General features: G+C 66.4%; 13 protein-coding genes. 10 read left to right on the plus strand and 3 right to left on the minus strand.

Features of this window, described 5'->3' with window-relative positions; translation table 11 throughout:
• Nucleotides 1–104 precede the first annotated feature (104 nt).
• The 5 genes from AC3D24_RS13110 to AC3D24_RS13130 all read left to right on the plus strand — a co-directional run bounded on the left by AC3D24_RS13110 (nt 105) and on the right by AC3D24_RS13130 (nt 4,898).
• Nucleotides 105–1,499, plus strand: a complete 1,395-nt coding sequence (locus AC3D24_RS13110; protein WP_489033147.1) for a carbohydrate porin — start codon at nt 105–107, stop codon at nt 1,497–1,499.
• A gap of 68 nt (nt 1,500–1,567) precedes the next feature.
• Nucleotides 1,568–2,197 (plus strand): LolA family protein, encoded by a 630-nt coding sequence (locus tag AC3D24_RS13115; protein WP_489031289.1) that lies wholly within the window; start codon nt 1,568–1,570, stop codon nt 2,195–2,197.
• Nucleotides 2,198–2,554: 357 nt separating this feature from the next.
• The gene (locus tag AC3D24_RS13120) at nt 2,555–3,337 is read left to right on the plus strand and encodes an exodeoxyribonuclease III (protein ID WP_489031291.1); all 783 of its coding nucleotides are present in this window, start codon (nt 2,555–2,557) and stop codon (nt 3,335–3,337) included.
• Nucleotides 3,334–4,377: a GTP cyclohydrolase II gene (ribA, locus tag AC3D24_RS13125; RefSeq protein ID WP_489031293.1), complete on the plus strand. Its 1,044-nt coding sequence runs from the start codon at nt 3,334–3,336 to the stop codon at nt 4,375–4,377. The genes AC3D24_RS13120 and ribA overlap by 4 nt, the downstream gene beginning before the upstream one ends.
• Nucleotides 4,378–4,418: 41 nt before the next feature.
• Nucleotides 4,419–4,898 carry a YdcF family protein gene (locus AC3D24_RS13130; protein WP_489031295.1) on the plus strand — a complete coding sequence of 160 codons (480 nt, stop codon included), beginning with the start codon at nt 4,419–4,421 and terminating at the stop codon, nt 4,896–4,898.
• A gap of 209 nt (nt 4,899–5,107) precedes the next feature.
• Here AC3D24_RS13130 and AC3D24_RS13135 read toward each other — a convergent pair whose 3' ends face one another.
• Entirely contained in the window at nt 5,108–5,782 is a 675-nt protein-coding gene (locus AC3D24_RS13135; protein WP_489031297.1) for an HAD family hydrolase, read from the minus strand.
• A complete protein-coding gene (locus AC3D24_RS13140; protein ID WP_489031299.1) occupies nt 5,779–6,453 on the minus strand; it encodes a YggS family pyridoxal phosphate-dependent enzyme in 675 nt (224 codons plus the stop codon). Before AC3D24_RS13140 ends, AC3D24_RS13135 begins: the two co-directional genes overlap by 4 nt.
• 22 nt (nt 6,454–6,475) lie before the next feature.
• Between AC3D24_RS13140 and AC3D24_RS13145 the strand changes: the two genes are divergently transcribed.
• Entirely contained in the window at nt 6,476–6,994 is a 519-nt protein-coding gene (locus AC3D24_RS13145; RefSeq protein ID WP_489031301.1) for a thiamine phosphate synthase, read from the plus strand.
• A gap of 357 nt (nt 6,995–7,351) precedes the next feature.
• Here the strand turns inward: AC3D24_RS13145 and AC3D24_RS13150 are convergent, their stop codons facing one another.
• Complete coding sequence (locus tag AC3D24_RS13150; protein WP_489031303.1) at nt 7,352–8,059, minus strand: hypothetical protein; 708 nt, start codon at nt 8,057–8,059, stop codon at nt 7,352–7,354.
• A gap of 291 nt (nt 8,060–8,350) precedes the next feature.
• Here AC3D24_RS13150 and AC3D24_RS13155 point away from each other — a divergent pair, with 291 nt between their 5' ends.
• From AC3D24_RS13155 to holA, 4 genes are read left to right on the plus strand one after another with little or no spacing between them, the layout of a single operon-like run.
• Nucleotides 8,351–8,785: a DUF3576 domain-containing protein gene (locus AC3D24_RS13155; RefSeq protein ID WP_489031305.1), complete on the plus strand. Its 435-nt coding sequence runs from the start codon at nt 8,351–8,353 to the stop codon at nt 8,783–8,785.
• Nucleotides 8,786–8,796: 11 nt separating this feature from the next.
• On the plus strand, nt 8,797–11,481 hold the full coding sequence (leuS, locus tag AC3D24_RS13160) for a leucine--tRNA ligase (protein WP_489031307.1): 2,685 nt from the start codon (nt 8,797–8,799) through the stop codon (nt 11,479–11,481).
• On the plus strand, nt 11,478–11,999 hold the full coding sequence (lptE, locus tag AC3D24_RS13165) for an LPS assembly lipoprotein LptE (RefSeq protein WP_489031309.1): 522 nt from the start codon (nt 11,478–11,480) through the stop codon (nt 11,997–11,999). The genes leuS and lptE overlap by 4 nt, the downstream gene beginning before the upstream one ends.
• Nucleotides 11,996–13,015, plus strand: coding sequence for a DNA polymerase III subunit delta (holA, locus tag AC3D24_RS13170; protein ID WP_489031311.1), 1,020 nt, complete (start codon nt 11,996–11,998; stop codon nt 13,013–13,015). Before lptE ends, holA begins: the two co-directional genes overlap by 4 nt.
• Nucleotides 13,016–13,272 lie beyond the last annotated feature (257 nt).

Raw genomic sequence — 13,272 nt, forward strand, 5'->3', positions numbered from 1 at the left:
TGGCGGGGGAGGATTCTCGAAGTCCCTTTGACTTGTCGAGGGTTTCGGACAGCCGGCGTCCGGTCTACGGGGTTGATACGAGTTACGATAAACAGGTGGGCGTGATGGGGTATCGGCGGTTCTATGCGGCGGCAACGGCAGCGTTGGCGCTTGCCATACCCGGTCAGGTCTCCGCGCAGGATACCGCCAAGCAGACCCCCGGCAGCAGCGCCACCGATACCCAGCACCGCCCTCGTTCCGGCGTACGCCGCGACAGCGATCTCTCGCCCTCCGCGCTCACCGCCGATACGCAGCGCACGCCGCCGCCAGGACTGTTCGCCGACTGGTTCGACATCCGCAAGCGCCTGACCGAGCGCGGCATCGGCATCAGCGCGCGCTACGCCTCGGAAAGCGCGTATAATTTCTCGGGCGGCGACCGGAAGCTGTTGCGCGAAACCGGCCAGTTCGACGTCGGCGTGCTGCTCGATCTCGACAAGGTGGTCGGCCTTCGGGGGGGCGCTTTTCAGGCAACCGTCACATACCGGCGAGGCCGCGATCTCGGCGCGGATGCCAATCTCGGTGTGCTGCAACAGGTGCAGGAAGTCTATGGCCGCGGCCAGACCGTACGCCTGACGCAATTCTGGTACGAGCAGAAGCTCGGCGACAAACTGGAGCTAAAGCTGGGCCGCACCAATCCTGGTGAGGATTTCGCGGCCTTCTCCTGTTATTTCCAGAACCTCAGCTTCTGCGGCGCGCAGCCGGGCAATCTGAACGGCGATTACTGGCAGAACTGGCCGATCAGCCAATGGGGTGCGCGGCTGCGCTACGACGTGAACGATCACCTAACGCTGAAAACCGCCGCGTACGAGGTGAACCCGCGCAATCTCGATAACGATTTCGTGATCGGACATTTCCACGGCGCGACCGGCGTATTGGTCCCCGTCGAGGCCGAATGGCGGCGTGGCGACGATGAAGGCCATGTGGGTGCGTACAAGGTCGGCGGCTGGGTCAACACGTCCAACGGCGACGATGTATTCTTCGACGTCAACCGGCAGCCAATCGCGATCACCGGGCTCGAACCCCTCCGCCGCAACGCGCGTTACGGCGTATATTTCAACCTCCAGCAACAGGTCACCGGCACGTCGAAGGACGGCAAGTCGGTGACGGGGCTTAGCGTGTTCCTCAACGCGACGCAGGCCGATCGCGCAACCTCGACGACCGACAACCAGATCGCGGCGGGGCTGTTCTACAAGGGGCTGGTACCGTGGCGGCCGGGCGACATCCTTGGCTTTGGCGTGGCGCGGACCAACGTGAACGGGCGCGTCGCGAAGGGGCAGGCGCTCGATCCGACAAGGCCTGCGGTACAGGATGCCGAATACGCGTCGGAAATCTATTACAGCGTTCATCCGACAAAGTGGCTGGAATTGCGCCCGAACGTGCAGTGGGTTCATAATCCTGGTGGCGTGCACGATGCGAACGACGTCGCCGTGCTCGGGCTGAAGGGCGCAATCACGCTGTAGCGGAACTCGGCGAATTCAGTGGCGGTTCAACCGCGGGCGGGCAACGGTGACGCCCCAAGGAGAATTCGATGTTCAATACCCGCCCTGCGGTGATCGCGACGATCGCCGCGATTTCGATTGCTGCCGTCCCCACACCGCTTGCCGCGCAAGCCACCGGTGATCTGGCCGCGGTGCAGAAGCATCTGCAATCGCTCGAGACGATGACCGCGAATTTCTCGCAGGCGGATCGCAACGGCAAGGTGCTGACGGGCGCGCTGTCGCTGAAGAAGCCCGGCAAGCTGCGGTTCCAGTACGAGAAGGGCGTGCCGATCCTGATCGTCGCGGAGGGCGGCGCGCTGACCTTCATCGATTATTCGGTGAACCAGGTGCAGCGCTGGCCGATCAAGAATTCACCGCTCAGCATCCTGCTCGATCCGGCGCGCGACATCACGCGCTATGCCAAGCTCGTTCCCGGCTATGATCCGCGGATCGTGTCGGTCGAGGCAAAGGATCCGAAGCACCCCGAATATGGCCGGATCACACTGGTGTTCGTGCGGAGCGCCGGCGCGCCGGGCGGGATGATGCTGCAAGGCTGGGTGATGCTCGACAGCCAGAACAACCGGACGACCGTCCGCCTGACCAACCAGAAGTTCGGCGCACCGGTCAGCGACAACACGTTCCGCTGGAACGATCCACGGCAAAAAGGTGGACGAAAGTAACAAATCTTTCCGCTCATTCATGCAAGCGACAGGTTCCGATCCCTAGAGCGTGGCTTGCGGATGTGGGGCATTCGGGATTTTTCCCCCTGTTGCCCGGATGGTTTCTCCACCTCCTGCCTGCGTGACGAACGCTGAGTCGGCCCTCGCTCCATGCCCCCGGAGCGGGGGTCATTTGCGTAGAGCGGCAAGAAGACTGCGTCTTCATGACTCGCTCAAGCGCGGCCGGCGGGCCCCACTCTTCTCAGGGCCCGGTCGACGACAGCGGCTTTGCCGATGGCGCCTTCTGGCTTGCTATCTTCTTCCGCACTCCCAGCAGCGTTCCTTGTCCCGCCCCCCCCGCAACGCTACATCGCGGCGGTGAAGATCGTCTCCTGGAACATCAACTCGGTCCGTTTCCGGATCGCCATCGTCGAACAGTTTCTGCGCGACGAGCAGCCCGACATCCTGTGCCTGCAGGAGACCAAGGTCATCGACGGGGACTTCCCGTTGGAGGCGTTCCGCGCGCTCGGCTACGAACACATCGTCCTGCACGGCCAGCGCATGCACCACGGCGTCGCGATCCTCAGTCGCGTGCCGATCGTCGAGGACGATCGCTTCGACTGGCAGGCGAACAGCGAAGCGCGCCATGTCGGCGTCCGGCTGGAGAATGGGGTGCGGCTGGAGAACGTCTATGTTCCCGCTGGCGGCGACGTGCCCGACCGCGAGGTTAACCCCAAGTTCGGCCAGAAGCTCGACTTCATAGAGCGCATGACGACCTGGTCGGAAACACTCGCCGGTCCAACGATCCTGGTCGGCGATTTCAACATCGCGCCACTCGAAGCGGACGTCTGGAGCCACAAGCAGTTGCTCGACGTCGTCAGCCACACGCCGATCGAGGTCGAAGCGCTGGGCAAGTTGCAGGCAGCGGGCGACTGGGTCGATCTCGGCCGCCGTTTCCACCCTGCCCCCGCGCGCCTGTTCACGTGGTGGAGCTACCGCGCGAAGGATTGGGAAGCGTCCGATCGTGGCCGGCGGCTCGATCACATGTGGGCGACGGGTGCCGCAGCGGAGGCCGCGGTTTCGCACCATGTGTATGAGCGGTGCCGGAGCTGGCTGAAGCCGTCCGACCACGTCCCGATCATGACCGAGTTCGCGTTTTGAACCCGCGCGCGGCGGCGCGTGCGGTGGATGCGTTGCGGCGCGGGTGGCCGATCGCGATCGACGGGCTGGTGTTGCTGGCGGTCGAGACGGCGGATGCGGAGCGGTTAGCGGCGTTCGATCCGGCGGCGGATGGCGGCGTGCTGATATCGTCGGGACGTGCAGCGACGCTGAAGCTCGCGAACCAGCTGGCGGCGGCGGACCCGACCGAACCCGTACTGGTCGAGCGTGCACCGTGGATCGACTTTGCCGCGGCGACGGCGCTGGCCGATCCGCAGTTCGACTTGGCGACTCCGATGAAGGGACCCTTTCGCACGATTCCGCTCGCCGATCCTGCGGCAGCGGCCGCTGCGTTGCGGCTCGCGCGGATTGCCGGGTTGTTGCCGGCTTTCTTCCTTGGCAGCGGCGAGCCGGAAGTGTCGATTACCCAAGCGGACATCGACGCGCATGAGGACGCAACCCGACTGATGCTCGCGACGCGCGCGCGCCTGCCGGTCGAGGGTGCGGAGGATGCCGAGATCGTCGCGTTCCGGTCGCCCGAGAGCGCGGATGAGCATATCGCGCTCCTGATTGGCCAGCCCAATGGCCAGCCGCCGCTGGTCCGGTTGCATAGCGAGTGCCTGACGGGCGACGTGCTCGGCAGCCTCAAATGTGATTGCGGGCCACAGTTGCATGCCGCAATCCATGCGATCCGGGATAGCGGCTGGGGTATCCTGTTGTATCTGCGGCAGGAAGGGCGCGGGATCGGCTTGGTCAACAAGCTGCGGGCGTATGCATTGCAGGACCAGGGGTTCGATACCGTCGATGCGAATACGCGGCTCGGCTTCGCGGTCGATGCGCGTGATTTCGGGGTGGCGGCGCGGATGCTGACTCTGCTCGGCCAGCGCGAAATACGGTTGCTGACCAACAACCCCGCCAAGGTTGCCGGGCTGGAGGCGGCGGGCGTGACGGTGATCGAGCGCGTGCCGCATTTCCTGCCCTCGAACCCGCATAACGCACAGTATCTCGCGACGAAGCGGGATCGTACGGGGCACCAGTTCTGACCGAGACTCCTCCCTCACCCTCACCCTCCAGACGGTTGATCGTGGTATTTGGCGCAGCGGTTCGTCCCGATGGTAGCCCGAGCCCGACCTTGGCGCGGCGGATCGCGTTCGCGGCGGCGGCGGCGGCGCGGTATGTCGATGCGGACCTGTTCTGCTCGGGCGCGAAGGGTGCGCATGGGCCGTCCGAGGCCTCGGTGATGGCGGAAATGCTGGCGGAAACGGTCGATCGGTCGCGGATCCATCTCGACGAGGCGAGCGTGGACACGTTGCAGAGCGTGGTCGCGGCGACCGCCTTCGCGCGTGCCGGCCAGTACGCGCAGTGCATGATCTGCACCGATGGCTATCACCAGCCGCGCATCCGCATGCTGTTCGCGATGCTCGGCATGCCGGCGAGCGCGATCCACGTGCCGCATGGCGGGAGCCGGCGGTATCAGCTCAAGATGCGGACGCGCGAGGCGGCGGCTATCCCGTATGATCTGGTTGCGGGGATCGGCGCGATCTGGCGGCGGAAGCGGGGCTGATCGCCACTGCGGACGCGTTGAGGTTGTGTATTCCTCGAGTGAGCACCTCCCCGGCGAAGGCCGGGGTCCAGTCGGGAAGGCCGATGTAACGAAGGTCTGTCCGCTGTTATTCCCGTTCCGCAACTGGACCCCGGCCTTCGCCGGGGGGGGGGTGTGGCTATCGGAGCGGAATACTGGCTTGTCCCTGACTTTCAGAACCGGGGTCTAGCTTACCCGATCAACCGTGCCACGTCGGCGAAACTCTCCGCCAGCGCGTCGACACCGATCGCCTTGAGACGCGCGCCGTGTTCGGCGTTGCAATGCGAGCCCGCCGACAGGCCGATGACGTACCCCCCCGACGCCACTGCGCCGGTCGCGCCGACAGGGGAGTCTTCGAGAATTGCCGTCCGCGCGATGTCGACGCCGAGTTGGCGCGCGCCGAACAAATACAAGTCAGGTGCCGGCTTGCCGTTCGTGACGTGTTCGCGGCCGCTGTAGAGGTGGTCGCCGAATGCGTCGCGTAGGCCGATATGCTCCAGGTGCCGCGCGATCCAGCTGACCGGGCTCGACGAGACGATCGCCTTGGGCAGGTCCGCGGGCAGCGAGCGGACGAACGCCACCGCGCCCTCGATCGCGTCGATACCTGCCGCCATGACGCGCGCGTCCTCGGCTTTGCGCGCTGCGTAGAAGTCGTCGGGGAGTGGCCGGTCGATCCAGTGCTCGATCGCGTCGATGAACTGCGGACCGGCGAGCCCCATGAAGTTCGCCATCGACTCTTCGGCGGTGGTCGGGTGCCCGGCGGCGGTGAGCCATTCGGCGATGTGGCGGTTGCCGATTGATTCGCTGTCGATCAGGACGCCATCGAAGTCGAACAGGAGCGCGTCGAAGCGGACGGCGAGCGTCATGCCGGCGTCCCCCGCGCGCCGAACAGCGCGCTGCCGATGCGGACGTGATTCGCGCCGATCGTCACCGCCGTTTCGAAATCGTCGGACATCCCCATGCTGAGGCCGGTCAGCCCGTTATCCCGCGCAAGTTTCGCCAGCAGCGCGAAATACGGCGCGGGCTCGATGTCGGCGGGCGGCAGGCACATCAGCCCGGCGATCGGCAGGCCGGCGGCGCGCGCCTGCTCCACCAGCGCGGGGAGGTCGGCGATCGCGCAGCCCCCCTTTTGCGGTTCGTCGCCGATGTTGACTTGGAGAAAGCAGTCCGGGCGGCGATCGCTCGCGGCCATCGCCTTGCCCAGCGCCTCGACCAGCGACGGGCGGTCGACCGCGTGGATGCAGTCGAACAGCGTGACGGCTTCGGCGGCCTTGTTCGACTGGAGCTGGCCGATCAGATGAAGTTCGACGTCGGGATAGGCCTCGCGGAGCGCCGGCCATTTCTCCGCCGCCTCTGCCACGCGGTTCTCGCCGAATACGCGCTGGCCCTGTGCGAGCAGCGGCTCGATCGCCGCGACCGGGTGCGTCTTGGAGACCGCGATCAGCGTGATATCGGTCACGCGGCGGTCGGCGATCTCGGCGGCCTTGGCGATCCGGGTGCGGATGGACTCGAGTGGCGTGGTGTCGTCAGATGTCATGCCGGGCGCTATAGGCAGCGACGTGACGCGTCGTAACCCCATTCCCGTCCGCTGGCTGATGACTGACGAACGGATGGGCGACGCCTTGTGGCCTGCGTTGCGGCGACTGCCGCCGCGATCGGGGGTGGTGTTCCGGCATTTTGCGACGCCTGCGGGCGAGCGGCGGGCGGTGTTGCGGCGGGTCCTGCGGCTGGCGCGGGCGCGTGGATTGGTCGTGGTCGTGGCTGGAGGATCTTCGATCCTCGCTGATGGGGTTCACGGTCGAACGGGTACGCGTGGGATCAGGACCTGGCCCGCGCATTCGCGTATGGAGGCGCTGGCTGGGGTGCGTGCGGGGGCGGATGCCCTGTTAGTGTCGCCGGTTTATGCCACGCGGTCGCATGACGGTGCGGTTGGGTTAGGTGCGGCGCGCGCTATGCGGATCGGGCGCGGGCTCGGGGTGCCGGTGATCGCGCTTGGGGGGATGGACGAATCGCGGTGGCAGAGGATGCGGCGGTTCGGGTTTTATGGCTGGGCCGCGATCGACGCCTGGGTCGGGTAAATCCGAAAAGCCCTTTCAAAGGCGATGCCCCCCGCCCCGTCATCCCAGCGAAAGCTGGGATCTCTTCATGAGGCTATCGTCGCCCGTATCGCGGGAGACCCTAGCTTTCGCTAGGGTGACGGATGGGGGCGAGGGGTCACGGGTTTAGGGTTTAGGGTTTAGGGTTTAGGGTTTAGGGTGTTCGACACGTAAGGCCGCTATCATCCTTCCCACGACCAAACCGGCGCGGGCCCTTTCCCTCCCTCCATTGGGAGAGGAGACGCCAAAGGCGGCGATGGACGAGGACGAGATATAAGATCGTCTGCTTCCGCAACGATCAGGTCCGGTATTCTTGCAAAGTACCACTTTGCAGGACGCCTAGAAGCGGAAGGCTGTGCCCAGATACACGGCCTGGCTGTCGCGGCGGTCATCGTCGACCTTCACGAAGCGCTCACGGTCCGACCGATAGCGCACACCGGCGGTAACCGCGAGGCTGCGAGTCAGCGCGTAGGAGCCGCCGAGATCGACCGAATAGCTCGGCGCCTCCTCGACGAGACGCGGTGCGTTAGACAGCGGACGATCCGCTGCAGCCTTCACCGTGCCGCTGAACCGCTTGGCGCTATAGCTGACGGCCAGGTCGGCAGCTTCGCGGCTACCAGGCATCGCGCCCAGATCGAGCTTGTTCACGTCACCCGAGATCGCAAACCGCTTCCAGCCGACCGACATCCCGAGATTGTACGCGATCGGTGCGATACCAACGGTTGGTGCCGTCGATGCCAGGCTTGCCGTGTTGGCAATACCGCGGTTGGTCTGCGCGCGAACCGCGACAGTCACCGCCCGGTTGTCCTGCCGCGTTTCGGCAGGCGTAAAGCGGAAGCTGCCGGCGTCGAAGCCACCGCGCGCGAACATCGCGGCGAGGCGGGGATCGGCGGCGGCGGGGGTGAACGATCCGATACCGCGAACCGCGGCGACGTTATGCTTGGCGATCCGGGCGGGCTGTTCGCTGGCGCCGAAGGCGGGCGCGACGATTGCGGCGGTGGCGACAAGCGCCCCGGCAACCACCCCGAATATTCCCCCACGCGTCATCACAACGAATCTGTCCTTCGAATCCCGTAATCGGATCCTGTTAAACAGCATCTAACATGAATTGATCCCCAGCAAAGGCCGCAGAACCGCCCATTCCCACCCTTCGTCGCCGAATTGTCGGACAGTGTTGCAATCAGCACACAGATCGCCGCGATAGCGCTACCGAATCGGTTGTTCTCGCAGTCGGGGCAGCCCCCCGCGGATACGCTCGTCGTCCACGCCGGCGTCTGCTTGCGGGCACGCGGGCTCGCCTGTAGAGCAAGGGCTGATTTTCTTGCCAGGATGATGCCCATGTTCCGCCGCTCGCGTATCGCAGTCGTGCTGTTTGCCCTGCCTCTCGTCGCTTGCGGCGGCGGCGGTTCCGCGCGTCCCAAGGCGGATCTCGCCGCGTCGAAGATCACGACGATCGGCGTCAACAGCTATCTGTGGCGCGCAAGCCTCGACACGCTGGGCTTCATGCCGTTGCTCCAGACCGATTCCAACGGCGGCGTGATCGTCACCGACTGGTACATCAACCCGCAGACGCCGACCGAGCGCATGAAGGTGACCGTGTCGATCCTCGACCAGGATCTGCGCGCCGATGCGCTGCGCGTCGCTGCCCTCCGCGAAGTCAATCGCAACGGCCAGTGGGTCTCGTCGCCGGTCCAGGCCGCGACCACGCAGAAGCTCGAGGACATTATCCTGACCAAGGCCCGCGACCTGCGCCGCGCCTCGATCGCGGGCTGAGGACTGATATAATGGCGTCGCGTTTCAATGCGTTGAAGGCGGACGCGGCGTGGCAGAAGGTCTGGGACGAACGCAAGACGTTCGCCGCCGACGACCTGTCGACCAAGCCGCGATCGTACGTGCTCGAGATGTTCCCCTATCCGTCGGGGCGCATCCACATGGGGCATGTCCGGAACTACACGATGGGCGACGTGCTCGCGCGGTTCCGTCGGATGAAGGGCATGGAAGTGCTCCATCCGATGGGCTGGGACGCGTTCGGCATGCCCGCCGAAAACGCGGCGATGGAAAAGGGCGTCCATCCGGGCAACTGGACGCGCGCCAACATCGCGACGATGAAGGCGCAGCTGAAGCGGCTCGGCTTCGCGCTCGACTGGACGCGCGAGCTGGCGACCTGCGAGCCTGAATATTACGGCCACGAGCAGGCGCTGTTCCTCAACCTGTTCGCGGCGGGGCTCGTGTACCGCAAGGAATCGGCGGTAAACTGGGATCCGGTCGACATGACCGTGCTCGCCAACGAGCAGGTGATCGACGGTCGCGGCTGGCGCTCTGGCGCGCTGGTCGAGCGGCGGAAGCTGTCTCAGTGGTTCCTGAAGATCACCGACTTTGCCGACGAGCTGGTCGACGGGTTGGGCGCGCTCGAGCATTGGCCCGACAAGGTCAAGCTGATGCAGGAAAACTGGATCGGCCGCAGCCAGGGCCTGCAGTTCAAGTTCGCAATCCTCCCCGGCACGGGGAGGGGGACCGCCGGCGAAGCCGGGGGTGGAGGGGGCGCGCCACATACGGCAGCGCCCGTTGACAGCCCCCTCCCCCATCCTGCGGATGGTCCCCCTCCCCGTTCCGGGGAGGAATTCGTCGAGGTCTTCACCACCCGCCCCGACACGATGTTCGGCTCCAGCTTCGTCGCGGTCGCCGCGGATCACCCGATCGCGCGCGCCATCGCCGAGACGAACCCCGACGCCGCGGCCTTCATCGAACTCTGCAAGCGTGGCGGCACCACCGCGGCGGAACTCGACACGCAGGAGAAGCTCGGGTTCGACACCGGCATCCGGGCGGTGCATCCGCTTGATAAGGCTTGGGAACTCCCGGTCTACATCGCGAACTTCGTGCTGATGGAATACGGCACCGGCGCGGTGTTCGGCGTCCCCGCGCACGACCAGCGCGATCTCGATTTCGCGCGCAAATACGACCTGCCCGTCAAGCGCGTCGTCAGCGAAGGCGATGACGAGGCGCCCGTGTTCGTCGGCGACACCGCCTGGACCGGCGCCGGCACCATCGTGAACTCGCACTTTCTCGATGGGCTCGACATCGAGGACGCCAAGCGCGTCGTGATCGAGCGCGCCGAGGGCGAAGGCTGGGGCAAGGGCACGACCGTGTTCCGCCTGCGCGACTGGGGCGTCAGCCGCCAGCGTTACTGGGGCACGCCGATCCCGATCATCCACTGCGACGCGTGCGGCGCGGTGCCGGTGCCCAAGGATCAGCTGCCGATCGTCCTGCCCGAGGACGTCAGCTTCGACATCCCCGGCAACCCGCTCGATCGCCATCCGACCTGGAAGCACGTTCCCTGCCCGTCCTGCGGTGCGAACGCGCGGCGCGAGACCGATACGCTCGACACGTTCGTCGATTCGTCGTGGTATTTCATCCGCTTCGCCAGCCAGCCGGACGCCAAGCCGTTCGACCGGACGGGCGCGGAGAAGTGGCTGCCGGTCAACCAGTATATCGGCGGTGTAGAGCACGCGATCCTGCACCTGCTCTACGCCCGCTTCTGGACGCGCGCGCTGAAGCATATCGGCATGCTCGACATCGCCGAGCCGTTCGCCGGGCTGTTCACGCAGGGCATGGTGACGCACGAGACGTATAGCCGAGGCGACGCGCAGCCGGAGGTCGACACCGACGACGACGATTCGAGCGACGCGCCGGTGAAGACGAAGTGGCTGTCTCCCGACGAGGTCCGCAAGACCGATGCGGGGTATATCGAGATCGCGACCGGGGGCCCCGTGACGGTCGGTCGCGTGACGAAGATGTCGAAATCGAAGAAGAACACCGTCGATCCCGAGCCGATCGTCGACCAGTACGGCGCCGACGCGGTGCGCTGGTTCGTGCTCTCCGACTCGCCGCCGGAGCGCGATCTCCCCTGGAGCGAATCCGGCATCGAAGGCGCGTGGCGGTTCGTCCAGCGTCTCTGGCGCCTGATCGAGTCGGACGATGCGGCAGAGGCCGAGGGCGACGACATTGCGCTGCGCAAACTTTGCCACCGCACGACCGTGGGTATCGAAAGCGATATCAACGCCTTGCAGTTCAACAAGGCCGTCGCGCGGCTCTACAGCTTGTGCAGCGCGATCGAGAAGGCAGCGCCCTCCGCAGACCGCGAACAGGCGATCCGCACGCTGCTGCTGCTCGTCAGCCCGATGGTCCCGCACGTCGCCGAGGAAGCATGGGCGACCGCCGGAAACGACGGCCTTATCGCCGACGCCGCCTGGCCGATCGTCGATCCGGCGATGCTGGTCGACGACGAGGTCACGATCGCGGTGCAGGTCAACGGTAAGCTGCGCGACACGCTCGTCTTCCCGAAGGGCGCGCCGAAGGACGAGGTCGAAGCCGCCGCGCTCGCCTCCGAAAAGATCGTCCGCCTGCTCGAGGGCAAGCCGCCCCGGAAAGTGATCGTCGTGCCCGACCGTCTCGTGAACATCGTCGCATGAAGCGCCTAGCGATCCTCAGCGCGCTGATGCTGGCGCCCATGGTGTCCGGTTGCGGCCTGCATCCGCTGTATGCGGGCGGCAGCAGCGGACCGGTTGCGGGTACACTCGGCCAGGTCGAGATCGCGCCGATCGAGGGCAAGAACGGCTGGCTGATGGCGACGGCGCTACGAGACCGCCTGCCGTCGAACGGCGCGCCGGCGCTGTACCGGATCGACATCCGCCTCGACGACCAGATCAGCGGGCTTGGCGTCCGTACCGACGACAGCGTCTCGCGCGAACGCCGAACCCTGCGCGCGCGCTACCAGCTTGTCCGGATCGGTGATGGCTCGGTGTTGCTCGACGCGACCGCGGGCTCCGACGCTGGTATCGACGTCGTCCGTTCCGAATATGCGACGATCGCGGCGGAGAATACCGCGCTCGAACGCCTGTCGCAGATCGTCGCCGACCAGATCGTTGCGCGCGTCGCGCTGTATGCGCGCAACACGCCGGCGGCGCAGGGCGCTACACCCGCAAAGTGAAGGCCAGCGCCGGCCAGATCCGCGGTGCGCTGGCCAAACCGGACGGTGACATCCGTCTGTACCTGCTCCACGGCCCCGACGAGGCGGGCGCGAGCGACCTCGCGCGCGTGCTCGCCAAGGCGATGGGGGCGGATGCCGAGCGCGTCGATCTCGACGGCTCGATGCTCAAGGGCGACCCGGGCCGGCTGACCGACGAAGCCGCCTCGTTGTCGCTGTTCGCCGGCGCCCGGTTCGTCCGCGTCGCGTCGGCCGGCGAGGAAAGCCTCGAAGCCTTCACCAACCTGCTGGCGGCCGAGCGCGTCGGCAACCCGGTCGTTGCGATCGCCCCGACCGTCAAATCCACCGCCAAGATCGTCAAGCTCGCGATCGACTCCCCGCGCGCGATGGCGTTCGCCTGCTACGCCCCGACCGCGCAGGATGCCGAACGGCTGGCGACGACCATCGCGGGCGCGAACGGCCTCCGCCCGGCACCCGGCGTCGCGCGACGGCTGGTCGACACGACTGGCGGCGATCGCGCGGTCATCAGCCGCGAGATCGAGAAGCTGGCGCTGTACCTCGACGCCGCGCCCGACCGGCCGGCGGATCTCGATCACCACGCGCTCGACGCGGTCGGCGCCGACCTCGGGGATGCCGAGATGAGCCGCGCGATCGACGCGGTGATCGAGGGGCGGGTCGATGACCTTGGCGCCGAACTCGCCGTGCTCGAAGAGGCGGGTACGTCGCCGATCCCGTGGCTCCGCCAACTCGTCCGCCGCCTGATCGCGCTGGCCGACATGCGCGGCGAGATCGACCGGGGGGACACGGTCGACGCGGTGATGAAACGCCACCGCGTGTTCTTCAAGGAAGAGGCGAGCACCGCGCGGTCCTTGCGCCGCTGGTCCCCGGTCATGCTGGCGACCGCAATCCAGCGGGTACGAACGGCGGAGCGCGCGATCATGGCGTCGGGGAATGCCGGCGGGGTTGTGGCCGAGGCGGTGGTGGTGGCGCTTTCTCAGGCGATCGCACGGCGGAACTAACGCGCGTCTGCCTCCGCTTCCCGCCCCCCACCTTCCGTCATCCCGGCGCACGCCGGGACCCATGGATAGAGCACGATCACTAACGAAGCGGACCGCAACCGTGGGTCCCGGCTTCCGCCGGGATGACGGAGATTAGTGGTCCTCCCTCCCCCATCACCCGTTCGTCCTGAGCGAAGTCGAAGGATGGTCCGCTACGCTGGTGCTTCGACTTTGCTCAGCACGAACGGAAGGGATAATTCGCGCGCGCGTATTCTCGC

The organism is Sphingomonas sp. SL1004, assembly GCF_057815015.1.